11 protein-coding genes are annotated in these 16,908 nt (G+C 62.2%); 5 read left to right on the top strand and 6 right to left on the bottom strand.

Features of this window, described 5'->3' with window-relative positions:
• Positions 1 to 162: 162 nt before the first annotated feature.
• Positions 163 to 1,839, bottom strand: a complete 1,677-nt coding sequence (locus tag ACCO56_RS05055; RefSeq protein WP_433638240.1) for an electron transfer flavoprotein-ubiquinone oxidoreductase — start codon at positions 1,837 to 1,839, stop codon at positions 163 to 165.
• 245 nt (positions 1,840 to 2,084) lie between these two features.
• Here ACCO56_RS05055 and ACCO56_RS05050 point away from each other — a divergent pair, with 245 nt between their 5' ends.
• Complete coding sequence (locus tag ACCO56_RS05050; RefSeq protein ID WP_433638237.1) at positions 2,085 to 2,675, top strand: hypothetical protein; 591 nt, start codon at positions 2,085 to 2,087, stop codon at positions 2,673 to 2,675.
• A 51-nt stretch (positions 2,676 to 2,726) separates the two neighbouring features.
• Positions 2,727 to 3,581, top strand: coding sequence for a uracil-DNA glycosylase (locus ACCO56_RS05045; protein ID WP_433638235.1), 855 nt, complete (start codon positions 2,727 to 2,729; stop codon positions 3,579 to 3,581).
• A gap of 9 nt (positions 3,582 to 3,590) precedes the next feature.
• Here the strand turns inward: ACCO56_RS05045 and ACCO56_RS05040 are convergent, their stop codons facing one another.
• Entirely contained in the window at positions 3,591 to 4,013 is a 423-nt protein-coding gene (locus ACCO56_RS05040; protein WP_433638233.1) for a PaaI family thioesterase, read from the bottom strand.
• A gap of 72 nt (positions 4,014 to 4,085) precedes the next feature.
• Positions 4,086 to 4,628: a hypothetical protein gene (locus tag ACCO56_RS05035; protein ID WP_433638231.1), complete on the bottom strand. Its 543-nt coding sequence runs from the start codon at positions 4,626 to 4,628 to the stop codon at positions 4,086 to 4,088.
• A gap of 38 nt (positions 4,629 to 4,666) precedes the next feature.
• Here ACCO56_RS05035 and ACCO56_RS05030 point away from each other — a divergent pair, with 38 nt between their 5' ends.
• On the top strand, positions 4,667 to 5,470 hold the full coding sequence (locus ACCO56_RS05030; protein ID WP_433638353.1) for a helix-turn-helix domain-containing protein: 804 nt from the start codon (positions 4,667 to 4,669) through the stop codon (positions 5,468 to 5,470).
• 6 nt (positions 5,471 to 5,476) lie between these two features.
• Here ACCO56_RS05030 and ACCO56_RS05025 read toward each other — a convergent pair whose 3' ends face one another.
• The 3 genes from ACCO56_RS05025 to ACCO56_RS05015 form a co-directional block, all read right to left on the bottom strand.
• Positions 5,477 to 7,348, bottom strand: a complete 1,872-nt coding sequence (locus ACCO56_RS05025) for an ABC transporter ATP-binding protein/permease (protein WP_433638229.1) — start codon at positions 7,346 to 7,348, stop codon at positions 5,477 to 5,479.
• A gap of 592 nt (positions 7,349 to 7,940) precedes the next feature.
• A complete protein-coding gene (locus ACCO56_RS05020; protein ID WP_433638226.1) occupies positions 7,941 to 8,888 on the bottom strand; it encodes a DMT family transporter in 948 nt (315 codons plus the stop codon).
• Positions 8,889 to 8,971: 83 nt separating this feature from the next.
• Positions 8,972 to 11,278 carry a xanthine dehydrogenase family protein molybdopterin-binding subunit gene (locus tag ACCO56_RS05015; RefSeq protein WP_433638224.1) on the bottom strand — a complete coding sequence of 769 codons (2,307 nt, stop codon included), beginning with the start codon at positions 11,276 to 11,278 and terminating at the stop codon, positions 8,972 to 8,974.
• A 142-nt stretch (positions 11,279 to 11,420) separates the two neighbouring features.
• Here ACCO56_RS05015 and pepN point away from each other — a divergent pair, with 142 nt between their 5' ends.
• Together pepN and ACCO56_RS05005 are read left to right on the top strand one after the other, a co-directional pair.
• Entirely contained in the window at positions 11,421 to 14,066 is a 2,646-nt protein-coding gene (pepN, locus tag ACCO56_RS05010; RefSeq protein WP_433638222.1) for an aminopeptidase N, read from the top strand.
• Positions 14,067 to 14,244: 178 nt separating this feature from the next.
• Positions 14,245 to 16,563, top strand: a complete 2,319-nt coding sequence (locus tag ACCO56_RS05005; protein ID WP_433638220.1) for a PAS domain-containing sensor histidine kinase — start codon at positions 14,245 to 14,247, stop codon at positions 16,561 to 16,563.
• Positions 16,564 to 16,908: the final 345 nt, after the last annotated feature.

Here is a 16,908-nt window from a genome sequence, read left to right as displayed (position 1 = left end):
AGCCCTCCACACTGGCCTAAGCACAGCACATCCCGGCAAGCGTTTCAATACGGGACGCGTCGCCAGGCAAACCGTCGTGGGTCTGTTCAGGTGGCGCGCTGTCCTTCGGTCCTTGGCGTCGCCATGCGACGCCAAGACCCACTCGGCTGCGAAGATCGGGGCCTACATGTTCGGATAGACCGGCCCTTCGCCACCCTGCGGCGGCACCCAGTTGATGTTCTGGTTGGGATCCTTGATGTCGCAAGTCTTGCAATGCACGCAATTCTGCGCGTTGATCACGAAGCGAACGTCGATACCCATCCGATCGGCCGCCGCATTGCCGTCGCCATCCACCCATTCGTAGACGCCTGCCGGGCAGTAGCGCGTCGAGGGACCCGCATAGACATCGTGTTCCGACTTCTTCTGCAAGTCGGGATCCTTCACCTGAAGGTGGATCGGCTGGTTCTCCTCGTGGTTGGTGTTCGACAAGAACACCGAGGAGAGCCGATCGAAGGTCAGAACACCGTCGGGCTTGGGATAGGCGATCTTCTTGTGCTGGGCCGCCGGTTCTAGCGACGCATAGTCGGGTTTGCTGTGCTTCATGGTGCCGAAAGGCGAGAAGCCGAACAGCGTGTTGAGCCACATGTCCAGACCGCCGATGGCGACGCCGAACAGGCCGAGACGCGACCAGAGCGGCTTGACGTTGCGGACTTTCTTCAGATCCTTGCCGATATCGGACGACCGCCAAGCGCTCTCGTAACCCAGCAACTCGTCATGCGAGCGGCCTGCCGCGATCGCCGAGGCGACATGTTCGGCCGCGAGCATGCCCGACAGCACGGCGTTGTGCGATCCCTTGATGCGCGGCACGTTGACGAAACCGGCCGAGCAGCCGATCAGCGCCCCGCCGGGGAAGGAGAGCTTGGGAACGGACTGCCAGCCGCCTTCCGTGATCGCGCGCGCGCCATAAGAAATACGCTTGCCACCCTCGAAAGTGCCGCGGACCGCGGGATGCGTCTTGAAGCGCTGGAATTCCTCGAACGGTGCGATGTAGGGGTTCTTGTAGTTGAGATGAACAACGAAGCCGACCGCGACCAGATTGTCCTCGAGGTGATAAAGAAATGAACCGCCACCGGTCTGGGTACCCAGGGGCCAGCCGAAGGAATGCTGGACGAGGCCGGGCTTGTGGTTCTCGGGCTTCACCTGCCACAGTTCCTTGAGGCCGATGCCGAATTTCTGGGGCTGGTGGCCTTCGTCGAGCTTGTACTTGGCGATGAGTTTCTTGGCGAGCGAACCGCGCACGCCCTCGCCGATCAGCACATATTTGCCGAGCAGCGCCATGCCAGGCGCAAAGGCGGGGCCGTGCGAACCGTCGCGCTCCACGCCCATGTCGCCGGTAACCACGCCGATAACGGCTCCGTTGTCGCCATAGATGAGATCGGCCGCGGCGAAACCCGGATAGATCTCGACCCCCAGCGCCTCGGCATGGCCGGCGAGCCAGCGACAGACATTGCCGAGCGACACGATATAGTTGCCGTGATTGCTCATCAGCGGCGGCATCAGGAAATTCGGGATACGGAACGAACCTGCCGGGCCCAGCACCAAGAATTGATCGTCGTTCACCCTCGTCTTGAAGGGGTGCTCCGATTCATTGCGCCAGCCCGGCAACAACCGATCGATCCCGATGGGATCGACCACGGCGCCCGACAGTATGTGCGCGCCCACCTCCGCTCCCTTTTCGAGCACGACCACGGAAAGCTCTGGATTGAGCTGCTTCAGCTTGATCGCCGCGGCCAAGCCCGCCGGTCCCGCGCCGACGATGACCACGTCGAATTCCATGCTTTCCCGTTCGATTTCGCTCATCAATTCCTCCGCCCTGGCTGGACCGATCCCGTCGCTGCATAACCTAAATGTCCGCAGCGGGGAACCGCATAGGACATGCGACAATTCATCTGGCGAAGCGTGGTTGTCGCGCGCTCGTGGTAAAGTGCATTTACGTAAACGTCAATGTCGGCGCGAACAGGCTGTGCGGCTGCTTTTTCATAGTCGACTTTGTCATTCTCGTTCATACTCTACCCATGTGGCGTCTGTTCCGAGGTTCACGTCCCTTGGTACGCTGGGCCGGAACGGCACTTCTGGCCACCTTGCTGGTCGCGACCACCGCAAAGGCCGAGGGGGCGCGCGTATGGCACGCCGGCGCTTACTCCTTCTCGGACGAGCTCGGCGGCTTTCGGATTCTCGGCGCATCGGGCACCGGCCGGAAAGACGACCCCTTCATCATACTGGAGGAGTTCACCACGGCCAGCCCGGCGACCATGGTCATCCGCGCAACCATGCCGATCCGGCCCTTCGACCAGTCCGGCGTTTTTGCCAGCGGCTTTATGCATTTCCGCATCGTCGTCCTCAACAACAGCGGCCAACCCTGGATCGAATTCGAGTTCGAGCTTCAGGAACTGCGCGGTCTGCCCAGCGTGTTCGGCGATGGGCTGTCCTTCGACCAAAGGCGCGACGAAAGCGGCAATATCTCTTCCGACAGCTTCGCCCGCTACAGCCGCGATTTCGAACCTTATGACCGACTGCTCTACCGGAATGGGAAAGTGGACCCGATGACGAAGGCTGGTTTCAGCTTCCTGGTCACCGACTATACGCCCCGCAGCCAGTTCTATCTGGTGCAGGATCCACGCATTCCTTCGTCGTGACCTTGAAATCGCCGAACCGATCTGCGAACCATCGCACTCACAGGTTTCCCGATGACCCCTCAGTCAGACGACATCCAGGCCAGCTTGCGTGAGCTACTGCATTTCCTCGCCGACGCAGGCGCCGACGAGGCGCTGGACGAGATAGCGGCCGATCGCTTCGTCGCGCCGCCCGCCAGGCAGACGGCCAGAACCGGCGAGCAACCGACTGCGGGCGCCGGATTGCAGAGGCGGCAGCCAGCCTCCCCGGCGATGGCTTCTTCCGATACTTCTCAGCGCGGCGATGTAGCCGTGCCTGACGAGGCACAGGCCGCGAGAGCGCGGGAACTTGCGCGCAATGCTGCCACTCTCGAGGAATTGCGTGAGATCCTGGCCGCCTTCGACGGTTGCAATCTGAAATCGACGGCCAAGAATCTGGTCTTCGCCGACGGCAACCCCGAAGCGCCGCTGATGCTTGTCGGCGAGGCGCCCGGGCGCGACGAGGACCTGGAAGGTCTGCCCTTCGTGGGAAGGTCCGGACAATTGCTCGACCGAATGCTGGCGGCCATTGGGCGCGATCGCACCTCCGCCTATATAGCGAATGTCATTCCGTGGCGGCCACCGGGCAACCGCACCCCGACCCCACAGGAAACCGAAATCTGCCGACCGTTCATCGAGCGCATGATCGAACTCGTCAACCCGAAGGTCCTGGTCAATCTCGGAGGCCCCTCGGCGAAAACGCTACTCAACACGACCGAAGGCATTCTCAGGTTGCGCGGAAACTGGCGTGTCCATACGACCACCTCAGGCATCTCCATCCCCGCGATGCCGACCCTGCATCCGGCCTATCTCTTGCGCAATACCGCCCATAAGAAACTTGCTTGGCGCGATTTCCTTGAGGTGAAGGCGAAGCTGCGCAGCCTCGATTGAGATCGCTCTTCAAGCCCGTTTCCTGAAAATCCGGCTCGTCACCATGCCTTTGGCGATCAACCGGCTCTGCCCGTCCCGGACGAACACGTCGGAAACGGTCTGGCTTTTGCTTCGCTGGATCACACGCGCCTCGGCAAAGAGATCGCAACCGTCGGCGGCGACGAGATAGGCCACGTCTATTTGCGACGTTGCCCCGCCACTCACCTCGTCTTCATCGAGACCGGACCCCGAGGCCGCTGCACCTGCGATGTCGATCAAGGTCGCGATCGCGCCGCCGTGGACGACCGTTCCAACCGTCGCCAGCTCCGGCCTGAACGGTAGCCGAGCAACCACCCGGTTCGGCTCGGCCTCTGCTATCTCGATGCCCAACAAGGAAGCGAAGGGAGACTTTCCCAACACGTCCTCTATCCAGTACCGAGCCAATGCATGCATCGATAACTCTCCCATTGAGTGTCCCGCATAAATCGAACCCGCAGCGGCGCTGCGGGCCCGACATTCGGGCAGTCATGCCGCGGCCGCAGAACGGCGCAGGCCGATGAATTGCAATTCGGCGAAGAGGGCAACCGCAAGCGCCTGCGCGGTGACGAAGAGTATGCCAAGCAGGCTCGGTGCGAACGAGCCGGAAACAAGCACGGCGAAGCTTCCGATGACCCAGAGTGCGTTGATCGCAATGATATCGATCAACACCAGGCGGGACGTCGCTTTCCGTCTCGCTGTCGCGACAAGCATCACAACGAAGGGGAGCAAGGCGATACCAGCCCAGAACAGCAATTGGGAGGGAAGGCCGAGCAACGGCTCGAGGATGCTCGTCCCGGCAACCAGCAGGATGGCCGTGGCGCCGCTGGCAAGGGCATCCACCAGCAAGGCATTGCGCAGGAAGGGAGTGATGGCGATCGACATGGAATACTCCTTCGGGATGTTGTCGCTGCCGGTGCCTCCATCGTCCGAAGCGTCCGACGGTCCGGACAGTGACATCTCCGCGAAGTCGCGGCGATTACGCGTCAGGTAATAGAATAGCGATGGAGCGCGCGTTAGTTTTGCAGCCACCACGCAAACGGAGCTTTGCCACAATGAAAACGCACGCCATGCCGCAGGTTGACGAATCCGTCGGCTCGATGATCCGGTCGTGGCGCATGCGCCGGCGCATGAGCCAGCTCGACCTCGCCGCGGAGGCCGACATTTCCCAGCGCCATTTGAGCTTCGTCGAAAGCGGGCGCGCCGCGCCCTCGCGCGACATGGTGCTCCATCTCGCCGAGCGGCTCGACATTCCTCTGCGCCAGCGCAATCTGCTTCTCCTGGCAGCCGGCTACGCGCCCAGCTTCGGCGAACGTCCGCTTACCGATCCCACCCTGAAGCCGGCGATGGCAGCGGTCGAGCAGGTGCTGAAGGGGCATGAGCCCAACCCCGCGCTGGCCGTCGACCGCCATTGGAACCTGATCGCGGCCAACGCGGCAATCGAACCGTTCATGGCCGATGTCGGGGACGCCTCGCTGCTCGACCCGCCTGTCAACGTGCTGCGGCTCAGCCTGCACCCGCATGGCCTGGCGCCTCGGATCGTCAATCTCGGAGAGTGGCGGGCCCATCTCCTGACTAGGTTGCGGCGCCAGAACGAGACGTTCGGCGACCCCATGCTCGGTGAGCTGGAACGGGAACTGCAGTCCTATCCCGGCGAGGCTACGCGGACACGCGTGGTGCATGACGAAGGCACGGCTATAGTCCATCCCTTGAGGATCCGCGCGGCCGGCACCGTGCTTTCCCTGATCAGCACCATCACCGTTTTCGGTACGCCGGTCGACGTGACGCTTTCGGAGCTTGCGATAGAGAGCTTCTTCCCCGCCGATGAACAGACGCGCTTCGCCCTGCAACGAATGGCGCTCGCTGCGGCCTGAACGAATTCAGAGCGGCGACAGCCGCGTCCGCGCCGCCGGCGCCCAGGTTTCGGCGGTTCTCGGCTTCGTCTCGGCCAGGGAACGCTTGACGGCGCGGCCGCCCTCGAAGGTCACGATGCTGGCGTAGAAGGGAGCGCCAGAAGGCGACCGCGGCGCTTCCGTCTCGTGCATGACGCTGATCAGCGTCATGCCGGGACATTCTTCCTTCAGTGCCTGATGGAAGGCGATCTTACCTGCAGGGTCGAGCGCCCCCGCCGCCTCGTCGAGGAAAAGAAGATCCGGCTTGTGCAACAGGATACGCGCCAGGACGAGCTTCTGCTTCTGGCCGCCCGAAAGGACGAGGTCCCACGGTCTCCCCTCCCGGCATTCGTCGTCGAGGTGCTCTATGAACGAGCCGAGGCCTGCCTTGTGCAAAGCCGCCGCGACCCGTGCGTCCGAATGGTCTTCGATATCGCCCGGTAAGCAGACCAGAGCCTTGAGAGAAAGGCCCGGCAGCTTCACTTCCTGCGCCGCATAGAATGAGCGTACCCCCTCCGGCAATACGATATCGCCCCGTCCATAAGGCCACAACCCATTGATCGCCTTGATCAGCGAGGTCTTACCGCAGCCGGATTCGCCTTTCAGGAAGGTCCACTCGCCGCGACGGAAACGAAGATTCGTAACCTCAAGGAAAGGCTTGGCGTCCTCGCCTTGATGCATCAGTTCGAGCTGGCGCACGGTCAGTCCGAACACAGCATGCTGCGTGGAATAGGTGAAATCCGAGTGGCCGGTCAGCCGGTAGAATTCCTCTGGCTTCCGCACGTCCTCGATGGCCTGTGCCAGGTCCGTGACGCGCTTGGCATTTGCCTTCAGTGCCGCGATCGCCGGCATGACCTGAATGAACCAGGAACACTGGCCGATGAGCCCGTTGACCAATTCGGCCCCCGTTACGTAGCTCTTGAGGCTGATCTGACCGCTGACGTAGGAAAGCAATCCCGGACCGTATGAGACGATGCGCGCCGCCACGAAATGGTAGATCAACTCGAAGGACTGATAGCCGGCGTTGATCCGGTTCAGCTTGGCCCAGGTTCCGTCGATGTCGGAATAGAGGCGACCGTGCATGTCCTTCTGGACGTCCTCGCCGCGAGAGGCAGCCACGTGGAAGGAACGCCGCAACAGGGTAGTGAGCTCGGCCCTGTAGGTACCCTCGGCACGCTGCAGGGCGATGGTGAGCCTCTCCATGACCTTGCCGAGCTTCACGGCAAGAAGCGTATTGAGCGGCACATAGGCTCCGACCGCCGCGAAGGCCAGAACCGCGCTGCCATACACGCCTAGAAATTCCAGACCATCGACAGCGGTCGATGTTTCAAGCAGCTTCTGACCAACGAAATAGAGTGAGGTGGCCACTCCGAGCACGCCCATGGCCAGTCCGATCGCACCGCCTGTCATGCTCTTGATGGATTCCTGAACCCGCTGGTCGATATTGTCGGGGGGCGAGCGAACCTCGGCCGTGCCACCACCCGCGCCGTGCTGAACGTGGAAATGGGTATGGTTGCCGTCGAGAAGCGCCTCGTTGAAGCGTCGGTCCAGCCATGCTCTCCATTTACGATGGAGCGTGGCGGAAACAAGATGCCGGATGCCGACGAGTCCGGCATCCTTGGCGAAAACGATCAGTAACAGCGTTCCTGCACTGATGAGGAGCGATTGCAGTGGATTGATGTTGCGGGGGTCGTGAAAGAACGCAATCGCGTTGACGAGCTCGCCTGACGCTTCCGCCATCCAGACCGTGGCCTTGCTCGTGGCCGCCGTCAGGAGGGCGATGATCACCGTGAGGAACCACGCTTCCTTCCAGCTATCCGAGAACCAGTAGGCTCTCATCAGGCCCCAGAAGCTGCGCATCGAGGAAACAGGATCTCCCGGCGAGGATCGCGTCGTGCCGCGTTTTGTCTCGCCAATTTGTCCCAATCGGGTTCCTGCGACCCGTGCGCGAATCACCTTTTACCCACCCTTGCTTTACCCCGTTTATGGTTAAAGGTAACCTCAGTTCACGAATTTGCAAAACACTTTATTTTTATGTGATGTCAGTAATCCCGCTGAAATCGATGGATTTTCCCCTTTTTGATGAAACGGATGCACCGCTGACTAGGCCAAAAGGCCAACACTCCACGACAAGTTGAAAGCAACAAAGAAGCGACGGAATTATCAACCAATTTCAGTCAATTACGCTTTTGCCGCTTGCCTTCGCGGTTTAACTCTCCTTCTGGGTGGAACTAAAGCGCCGACCCGAAAAACGGAACAATTTGGCTGCGCCGTCCTGCGGTTCGGAAGCGCGATACGTAATATCAGAGCGATCGAGCATCCTTTGCGCGTCCAATCGGAGGCACGGCGCTCTACAGCTCATCGCGTGAAAAGGATTCACGCGATGAGCTGTAGGTTCTGGATTGCGCATGTCTTTTTCCCGAAACCGCTGCACATTTTCGGGAGACATGCTCTATTGGGGCGGAGCGAGCTTGCGAGCCCCTGCCCGCTCGATTCCGAGGCGCCGCTCACGCCAGATGATGAAGAGCCCGGCAGCAACAACGATCGCGCCTCCGACGATCATATGCAGTGTCGGGATTTCGCCGAAGGCCAGGTAGCCTACGGCAATTCCGAGAATCATCGATGTGTATTCGAAAGGTGCCACTGTAGACGCCTCGGCATAGCGGTAGGCCTCGGTCATCAGGATCTGCGCGACGCCACCGCAAATGCCGGCCGCCACAAGGAAGGCCGCCTGCTCGCCCGAGAGCGGTTCCCAGCCGAAGGGCAGCGACAGGAGGCCGGCAGCGCTGGAAGTAAGAGAGAACCAGAGCACGATGGTCGTCGACTTTTCCGTGCCGACCAGGTTCCGGACGAGGAGCAACGCTACCGCCGACACGGCCGCACCCGCCAGGGCCGCAAGGGCACCGACCGCCGCCTGATTGCCCAAGCCTCCCCCGGCGCCGAACAATGTCAGCTTCGGCCAGGAGACGATGCAGACACCCACGAGCCCTATGATGACCGCGCTCCAGCGATAGATGCGGATCGCCTCTCCAAGGAACAGCACGCTGAATATGACCACCAGCAACGGTTGCGCGTAATTGAGCGTGATCGCTTCAGGCAGCGGCAGTCTCGTCAGGGCAAAAAAACTGAGGCCCATCGCGGTGACGCCGACGACACCGCGCATGATGTGGCTGAGCGGTCGTTTCGTCGCGAGGGCGAAACGCAGTTCCTTCTGCCATGCGAGCATGACCAGGATCGGCAGAATGGCGAAGAAGGAGCGGAAGAAAACGATCTGGCCGGCGGGGACTTGTCCTGCCGCTTTGATGCAGGACGACATGCCAACGAAAATCGCCACCGAGGCGATCTTCAGGGCGATCCCACGCAGCGGACTTTGGTTGTATCGGGTGTCACCGGGCCGCATCGCGGCTCCCGGTGCTGCATTCGCGTTCCATTTCGCCCTCGGCTATCGAGGGCGCGGTGTTCATCCCGGCCGCCCTCGCCTGGTCAAGCTGATCTGGCTTCGCGAATTGTGTTCCAGACACGTGTCGGCGTCGCCGGCATCTCGACATGCCGGATTCCGTAGGCGCGGTAAAGTGCGTTCGTCACGGCATTGAGCGCAGCCGGCGTTGCCCCGATGGTGCCAGCCTCCCCCGCCCCTTTGATGCCTAATGCGTTGGTCGTCGACGGCACGTTGCGCGTTTCGAAATGAAAGGAGGGCACGGTGTCGGCACGCGGCATGGCATAGTCCATGAAGCTTGCAGTCAGAAGCTGGCCGTCCTCCCCATAAACGGCATTCTCGCTCAAGGCCTGGCCGATGCCTTGCACCACGCCGCCATGGACCTGGCCGGCGAGAAGAATCGGATTTACCGTGGCCCCAAAATCGTCGACAATCGTGTAGCGCACGATCTCGGTGGCGCCGGTATCGGGGTCGATCTCCACCTCGCAGATATGCGTGCCATTGGGATAGGTGCACTCGTCCTGCACGAAATCGCCGAACCCTTCGATATCCTCCGGCTTCTTCGCCGCCTGGGCGATTTCGGCGAAGCCGACCTGGCGATCGGTCCCGACGATGCGCGCCATTCCGTCTACCAGCTCGATGTCGGATGCCGAAGCTTCGAGCTCGTCCGCCGCGATCCTGCGGATCTTTTCGGCGAGATCCTCGCCGGCGCGGGCAGCCGACACACCGCCCAGCGGGATCGAGCGCGAGCCGCCTGTACCGCCGCCGCTCTTCAGGCGATCGGTATCGCCCTGATGCACCTTGATCTTCGCGATGTCGAGATTGAGCTTTTCCGACACGAATTGCGCATAGGCCGTAGCGTGACCCTGGCCATTGCTCTGCGTGCCGATGGACAAGGTGACGGTACCGTCGCCGTTCAGCCGCAGAAATGCCGGCTCCGAGCCCGGGAAGGCGCAAGCTTCGATATAGGTCGCCATGCCGATGCCGCGGATCTTGCCCGCACGCGCCGATTGCGCCGCGCGCGTGTCGAAATCCTCCCAGCCGGCGCGTTCCATCGCCTGCGACATGTGGCCTTCGAACTCGCCAGTATCGTAAAGCCGCCCGGTCGCGGTGCGATAAGGAAACTGCTCGGGCCGGATGAAATTCCGGCGGCGGATTTCTTCGACACCGAGCCCCATATCCCGCGCGCAGGCATCGACCAGTTTCTCGAGCAGCAGCGCCGCCTCGGGCCGCCCGGCACCGCGATAAGCATCGACCGGGCAGGTGTTGGTGTAGACCCCGCTGATCAGGACGTGGAGCGCTGGAATATCGTACACGCCCGTCGACATGCTGACGCCGACAAAGGGAATGAACGGGCCGTATTGGGAGATGTAAGCGCCCATATTGGCGACGAGGTTCACGCGCATGGCGAGGAAGCGGCCATTTTCGTCCATGGCCATTTCGGCCGTTACCATATTGTCGCGGCCCTGCGCATCGGTCAGGAAATGCTCCGTCCGATCGCCCGCCCACTTGACCGGACGCTTCAAACGGCGGGCAGCCTCGATGACCAGAGGGTACTCACGGTAGACGAAGGTCTTCGGTCCGAAGCCGCCACCGACGTCGGGTGTGACGACCCGCAATTGCGCGGTCGGCATGCCGAAGACGCCGGCCAGGATCTTCTGCATGGAATGCACGCCCTGGGATCCGGTGGTGAAAACGAAACGCTCTTCGTCCTCCCTCCATTCGGCGATGGCCGAGCGCGGTTCCATGTAATTGCAGACGAGCCGGTTGTTGACGAATTCGACGCGGGTCACCTTGGCAGCCTCGGCGAAGGCGGCGGCTGTCCTGGCTTGGTCGCCGATTTCGTTGAGGAAAGCTCGGTTCGAGCCGAGTTCCGGCCAGACCAGGGGCGTGCCTTCGTCCAGCGCGGTCGCCGTTTCCGCCGCGGCGTCCTCGCTGTCGTAGTCGATTTCGATCAATTCGGCGGCGTCCTGCGCCTGCGAGCGAGTGTCGGCCACCACGAAGGCCACGGCATCGCCGACATATTGGACGCGGTCGCGGCACAGAATCGGGATGTCGCGCGTCGGCGCGCGCGTGCCGTCGGGCTGCTTCTGCATCACGTCGGAACGAAGGTCGCCGAGATGCTCGAGATCGGCACCTGTGAGGACGAGATGCACCCCAGGTGCGGCGCGCGCCGCAGCCGTCGAGGTGATCCGGAAGGTCGCCTTTGCTACGGGTGAGCGCATCACATATCCATGCAACAGCCCCTCGGGAACAATATCGTCGGTGTAGCGGCCCTGGCCAGTGATGAAGGCCCGGTCCTCCAGGCGCAGGACCGATGCGCCCATCCCGAATTTCGGCGTGACGACGGTCATGCTTTCCCTCGCAATCGTGGTGAAGAAGTTCAGCTAAGAGCAGCAGTTTTGTCGAGGCTGCCTTTGGTGTAAAGAGCACCCGTTCGTTTTTGTTGGGCCAGCGTTTCACTCCGGGCGCCCGAGGACAAGACAGGAAACACCGATGCGCACCGATACCGGCCAGATCTTTCGGCTGGAGGACTACCGTCCGAGCGATTACCTGATACCCACGACCAGCCTGGATTTCCGGCTCTCTCCCGATCGCACGAGGGTCATCGCCGAACTCGCCATCGAGCGGCGCAAGGGCGTGGCCGGTGACGCGCCGCTGGTTCTCGACGGCGACGGGTTGGCGCTGAAGCGGCTCGAGATCGACGGCCGAGCGGCGGCCGCGAATGCCTATGAGGCGACACCGGAAAGATTGACGATATCGAAGCCGCCAAAGGCCACCCGCTTTCGCCTGACGATCGAGACCGAGCTCGGGCCGGCCACCAATCTGGCCCTGATGGGACTCTATCGCTCCAACAATGTCTATTGCACCCAGTGCGAGGCCGAGGGCTTCCGCCGCATAACCTATTTCCTCGACCGGCCCGATATCCTCTCCGTCTACACGGTGCGCATCGAGGCCGACGCCAAGGAAGCGCCACTGCTTCTCTCCAACGGCAATCCGAGAGAGACAGGCAAGCTTGAAGGCGGACGGCACTATGCGGTATGGCACGACCCCTTCCCCAAGCCGTCCTATTTGTTCGCATTGGTGGCCGGGGATCTCGGACGCATCGGAGACACATTCGTCACGGCATCCGGCCGGAGCGTCGAACTCGGCATCTATGTCGAACATGGCAAGGAAGCGCGCGCAACCTACGCGATGGATGCGCTCAAACGGTCGATGCGTTGGGACGAGGAGAAGTTCGGGCGCGAATACGACCTAGAGGTCTTCAATATCGTGGCCGTGTCGGATTTCAACATGGGGGCCATGGAGAACAAGGGCCTCAATATATTCAACGACAAATACGTCCTGGCCGATTCCGACACCGCAACGGATGCCGACTTCGCCAACATCGAGGCGATCATCGCGCATGAGTATTTCCATAATTGGACAGGCAACAGAATCACTTGCCGGGATTGGTTTCAGCTCTGCCTCAAGGAGGGTCTGACCGTTTACCGCGACCACGAGTTCTCCGCCGACCAGCGGTCGCGCGCGGTCAAGCGCATTGCGGAGGTGCGCACGCTGAAGTCGCACCAGTTCCCCGAGGACCAGGGCCCTCTGGCTCATCCGGTCCGTCCGCGCCGCTATCGCGAGATCAACAATTTCTACACGGCGACCGTGTACGAGAAGGGTGCCGAAGTCGTCCGCATGATCCATACGATCCTGGGGGCCGAGATCTTCCGCAAAGGCATGGACCTCTATTTCGAGCGGCATGATGGCGAGGCCGCGACCGTCGAAGATTTCCTGAAGGTTTTCGAGGACGTGTCGGGCAGCGACCTGTCGCAATTCGCGCTGTGGTACCATCAGGCCGGCACGCCGAACCTTGCCATCACCACCTCGCATGATGCCAAGAACAGCGAATTTCTGGTCGAGATCGAGCAGAGCGTGCCGCCCACGCCGGCCGAAAGCCGCAAGCGTCTCATGCACATCCCCCTCGCCTTCGCTCTCGTCGGCAAGAATGGAGGAGATATCGCCTACACGGGCGTGGAAGGCGCGACAGTCGAGAACGGCGTCATCCATCTGCGCAAGCGGCGCCACAACATCCGCTTCTCCGGTGTCCCCGGCCGCCCCGTCCTTTCACTTAACCGCGGCTTCTCGGCGCCTGTCACTCTTTCGGTCGAGCAGCGACCGGAAGATCAATATTTCCTGGCGCGCCACGACAGCGATACCTTTTCCCGCTGGCAGGCCTTCAATACGCTGCTCACCGACGCCCTTGTCGCGGCCTTCCGGCGGATACGCGGTGGCAAGGAACCGGAATTCGCGAGCGATATCGGAGATTTGGCCGGCGTCTTTGCGGCAGACTCCACGCTCGAGCCGGCATATCGGGCACTCGCGCTGACTTTGCCGGGCGAAGCCGATATCGCTCGTGAAATCGGCGCCAATATCGACCCGGACGCCATATTCACCGCACGCGAACTCCTCGCACGATCGATCGCCGACACGAACGTCGGGAGGTTTGGCGAACTCTATGCCTCGCTCAGGAATGAGGGAGCCTTCAGCCCGGACGCGGCAAGCGCCGGCAGAAGGGCGCTGCGCAACGTGTTGCTCGACTATCTCTCACTGAAGCCCGGCGATGTGACGCTGGCGGAGGGGCAATTCGCCGACGCGACGAACATGACGGACCGGGCGACCGCTCTCGCCATTTTGGCGCACCGGCAGCCAGGAAGCGAACCGGCAAAGGCAGCACTCGCTTCTTTCGAGAGGCGCTACGCTTCCGATCCTCTCGTGATGGACAAGTGGTTCCAGATCCAGGCAAGCGTTCCCGGCGCCGCCACTGTCGAAGCGGTTAAGGCGCTGACACGCCATCCCGCGTTCTCGATGAACAATCCGAACCGGGTCCGTTCGCTTATCGGGACATTCTCCAGCGCCAACCAGACAGCCTTCCATCGCCCCGACGGCGCCGGTTACGATTTCTTCGTCGAGGCCGTATTGAAGGCCGACGGCGACAATCCGCAACTCGCCGCGCGGCTTGCCACGGCACTTCGCTCGTGGCGATCCCTGGAACCGGGACGCCAGGGCAAGGCCCGGGAGGCCTTGCTCGCCATCGCCAACGCCAAGGATCTGTCCACCGACCTGCGGGACATCGTGGAGCGTACGCTGGCCTGAGGCGATGCCGGGCGGATAGTCGAGAGGCTTGGTCGCGCACTGCGGGTCATTTCCAAATTTTTTATAATTTTAACGATCCGGGTCTGGACAAGCCGAATCACGAGTGATTCTTTGTGGCAGATTCGGAAGTGCGGCGTTGCCGGATCCTCAACGGGCAATGGAGTATCGGGGAGCCATTATGGCGAAGGCGGACGCGTGGCGCGCGCCCGGAGGGACGATTTTCGCGCGGCGCCGGCCTGCTCGTCGGGCCGGACCCGCGGGGAATGCGAAAATCATAGCGGCGCCTGCCTACAAGCGGCTGCTGGCGGCCGAGCCGTTGCTTCGTCGCTCCATCCCGGCCCTCGTCATCATCTTCCTTGTCGTGGTCGCGGCTGCGCGGTTCCTGTCGCTCGCCGCCACCCATGACGACGTCGAACGCAACGCCAAGGCGGTGCTGTCGCTCGCCGCGGGCGAACTAGCCAATGCGCTGATGCTCACCGAGGGTGGGCCGGCGGCCGCGCAACGCTCCCTCGAAGAGATCCTGCAGACCACTGGCCAGCACGGCGCGATGGGAACGCGGCATGTGCTCGCGATCACCGACGACGATTTCAAGGTCATAGCGGTGTCGCCGGAATCGACCGGCTGGCAAGGTGACTCGATGGAGGCCATGGTGACCGGCGGCCAGCCGCTTTTCCTGTTCGGCGAACGCGCCGGAGTGATGGAAATCCGGATTGGCGGCGAGGACTGGCTCGCGGCGCTCAGCTTCACGGCCGACCGAAAGGCGGCGGCAGTCGCCCTCATCTCCCAGGACGACGCCTTTGCCGAATGGCGCAAGACCGTCTCGCTCAACGTCACCCTTTTCGTGCTCACCGCCAGCGTGCTGCTCGCCATCCTTTATGCGTATTTCAGCCAGGCTGCGCGCGCCCAGGCGGCGGACCGCATCTACCTCGAGGCGCATCAGCGCATCGATCTTGCACTGGTACGCGGCCGTTGCGGACTGTGGGACTGGGACATGGTGCGTGGCCGAATGTACTGGTCGCGGTCCATGTACGACCTGCTCGGCTATGAGCACAGCGACGACATGCTCTCCTTCGGCGACGTCGCCGAGATCATCCATCCCGACGACGCCGATCTTTTCGTCCTGGCCAACCGTATCGTCTCCCGCGAAACCGACCATATCGACCAGATCTTCAGGATGCGCCACGCGGCCGGCCATTGGGTCTGGATGCGAGCCCGCGCCCAGGTGATCGATCCCGAGGCGCCGGAGATCCAGTTGATCGGCATCGCGGTGGACATCACCGAGCAGCGCCACCTGGCGCTTCGGTCGGAAGCGGCCGATCTCAGGCTGCGCACCGCGATCGAGAGCATCACCGAGTCCTTCGTTCTTTGGGACTCGGCCAGACGTCTCGTGATGTGCAACACGAAGTATCAGCAGGACAACGGCCTAGCCGATCGGGACGTGATGCCCGGAGTGGCCCGCGACGTGGTCGAGGCACGCATGGCCGCCTTGGTGTCCGAACGCAGGCTGGCCAACGGCTCGCGCGGAGTGTCGGCTTTCGAGCGCCAGCTCGGCGACGGACGTTGGCTGCAGGTGACCGAACTCAACACGCGAGACGGTGGGACGGTGTCGGTGGGGAGCGACATCACCGCCCTCAAGCAGCACCAGGAAAAGCTCGTCGACAGCGAGCGCCGCCTCATGGCGACGATTCACGATCTCAGCCTAGCGCGCAAGGCGGAAGAGGAGCGGGCCCGCGAGCTTTCAGAGCTCAACCGTAAATACATGAAGGAGACCGAACGCGCCGAGGCAGCCAATCGCGCGAAATCGGAGTTCCTGGCCAACATGTCGCATGAGCTGCGCACGCCGCTCAACGCCATCATCGGCTTCTCCGAACTCATGGACTCGGCGCTGTTCGGGCCGCTCGGCGCGCCGAAATACGAGGAGTATGTCAAGGACATCCACAGCAGCGGAACCTACCTGCTCGGCGTCATCAATGACATACTCGACATGTCGAAGATCGAAGCCGGCCAGTTCTCCATGGACAGCGAGGAGATCGATCTCTGTCCTCTGATCCATGAGACCGTCAGGGTGATCTCGCTCCAGGCGGCGGGCAAGTCGATCACGATCGAGACAGAAATCGCTGAAACGATGCGCCTTTATGCCGATCGTCGCGCGATCAAGCAGATCGTGATCAATCTCCTGTCGAATGCGGTGAAGTTCACGGGTCAGGGTGGACGCATCACTGTTCGCGCCCGCAATGTCGCAAATGCGATGATGCTTTCCATCGAGGACACCGGCTGCGGCATCCCGCGCGATGCCCTGAACAAGCTCGGCCGGCCGTTCGAGCAGGTGCAGAACCAGTTCTCGAAGAACCATACGGGTTCGGGCCTTGGCCTGGCGATCTCACGTTCTCTGGCGGAACTGCACGGCGGCGCGCTGAAGATACGCTCCACCGAAGGTGTAGGAACCATCGTTTCGGTTCGCATACCGGCCAGGCGCCCGGTCAAGAAAGCAGCCTGACGTTGATGTTCACACATCTCGGCGATACGGAAGGAGCGGATGGTGGCTGCTGTTGCCTACGTTCGGCTGCTTCGCTCGGCACCGTCGGGTGGCCGGCCGCTTGGGAACGGAATGGATCCACGGGTCACCTCACCTCGCTTCCCTCGGCTCGGGCCCGAGGATGACGAAGCTTCTATGTCGATGCCAACCACAAGCGTTGGCGATTGATTCAAGCCTTCAACGCGAATCGTCATCCTCGGGCGTGAGCCCGCGCCAGCGGGCGAGCTGACCCGAGGATCCATTCCGTTCCCAAGCGGCCGGCCACCCGACGGTGCCGAGCGAAGCAGCCGAAGGGTATCAGCAATC

The organism is Mesorhizobium sp. 1B3 (assembly GCF_050958605.1).
Taxonomy (GTDB): Bacteria; Pseudomonadota; Alphaproteobacteria; order Rhizobiales; family Rhizobiaceae.
This window is presented reverse-complemented; position numbering and strand designations above follow the sequence as displayed.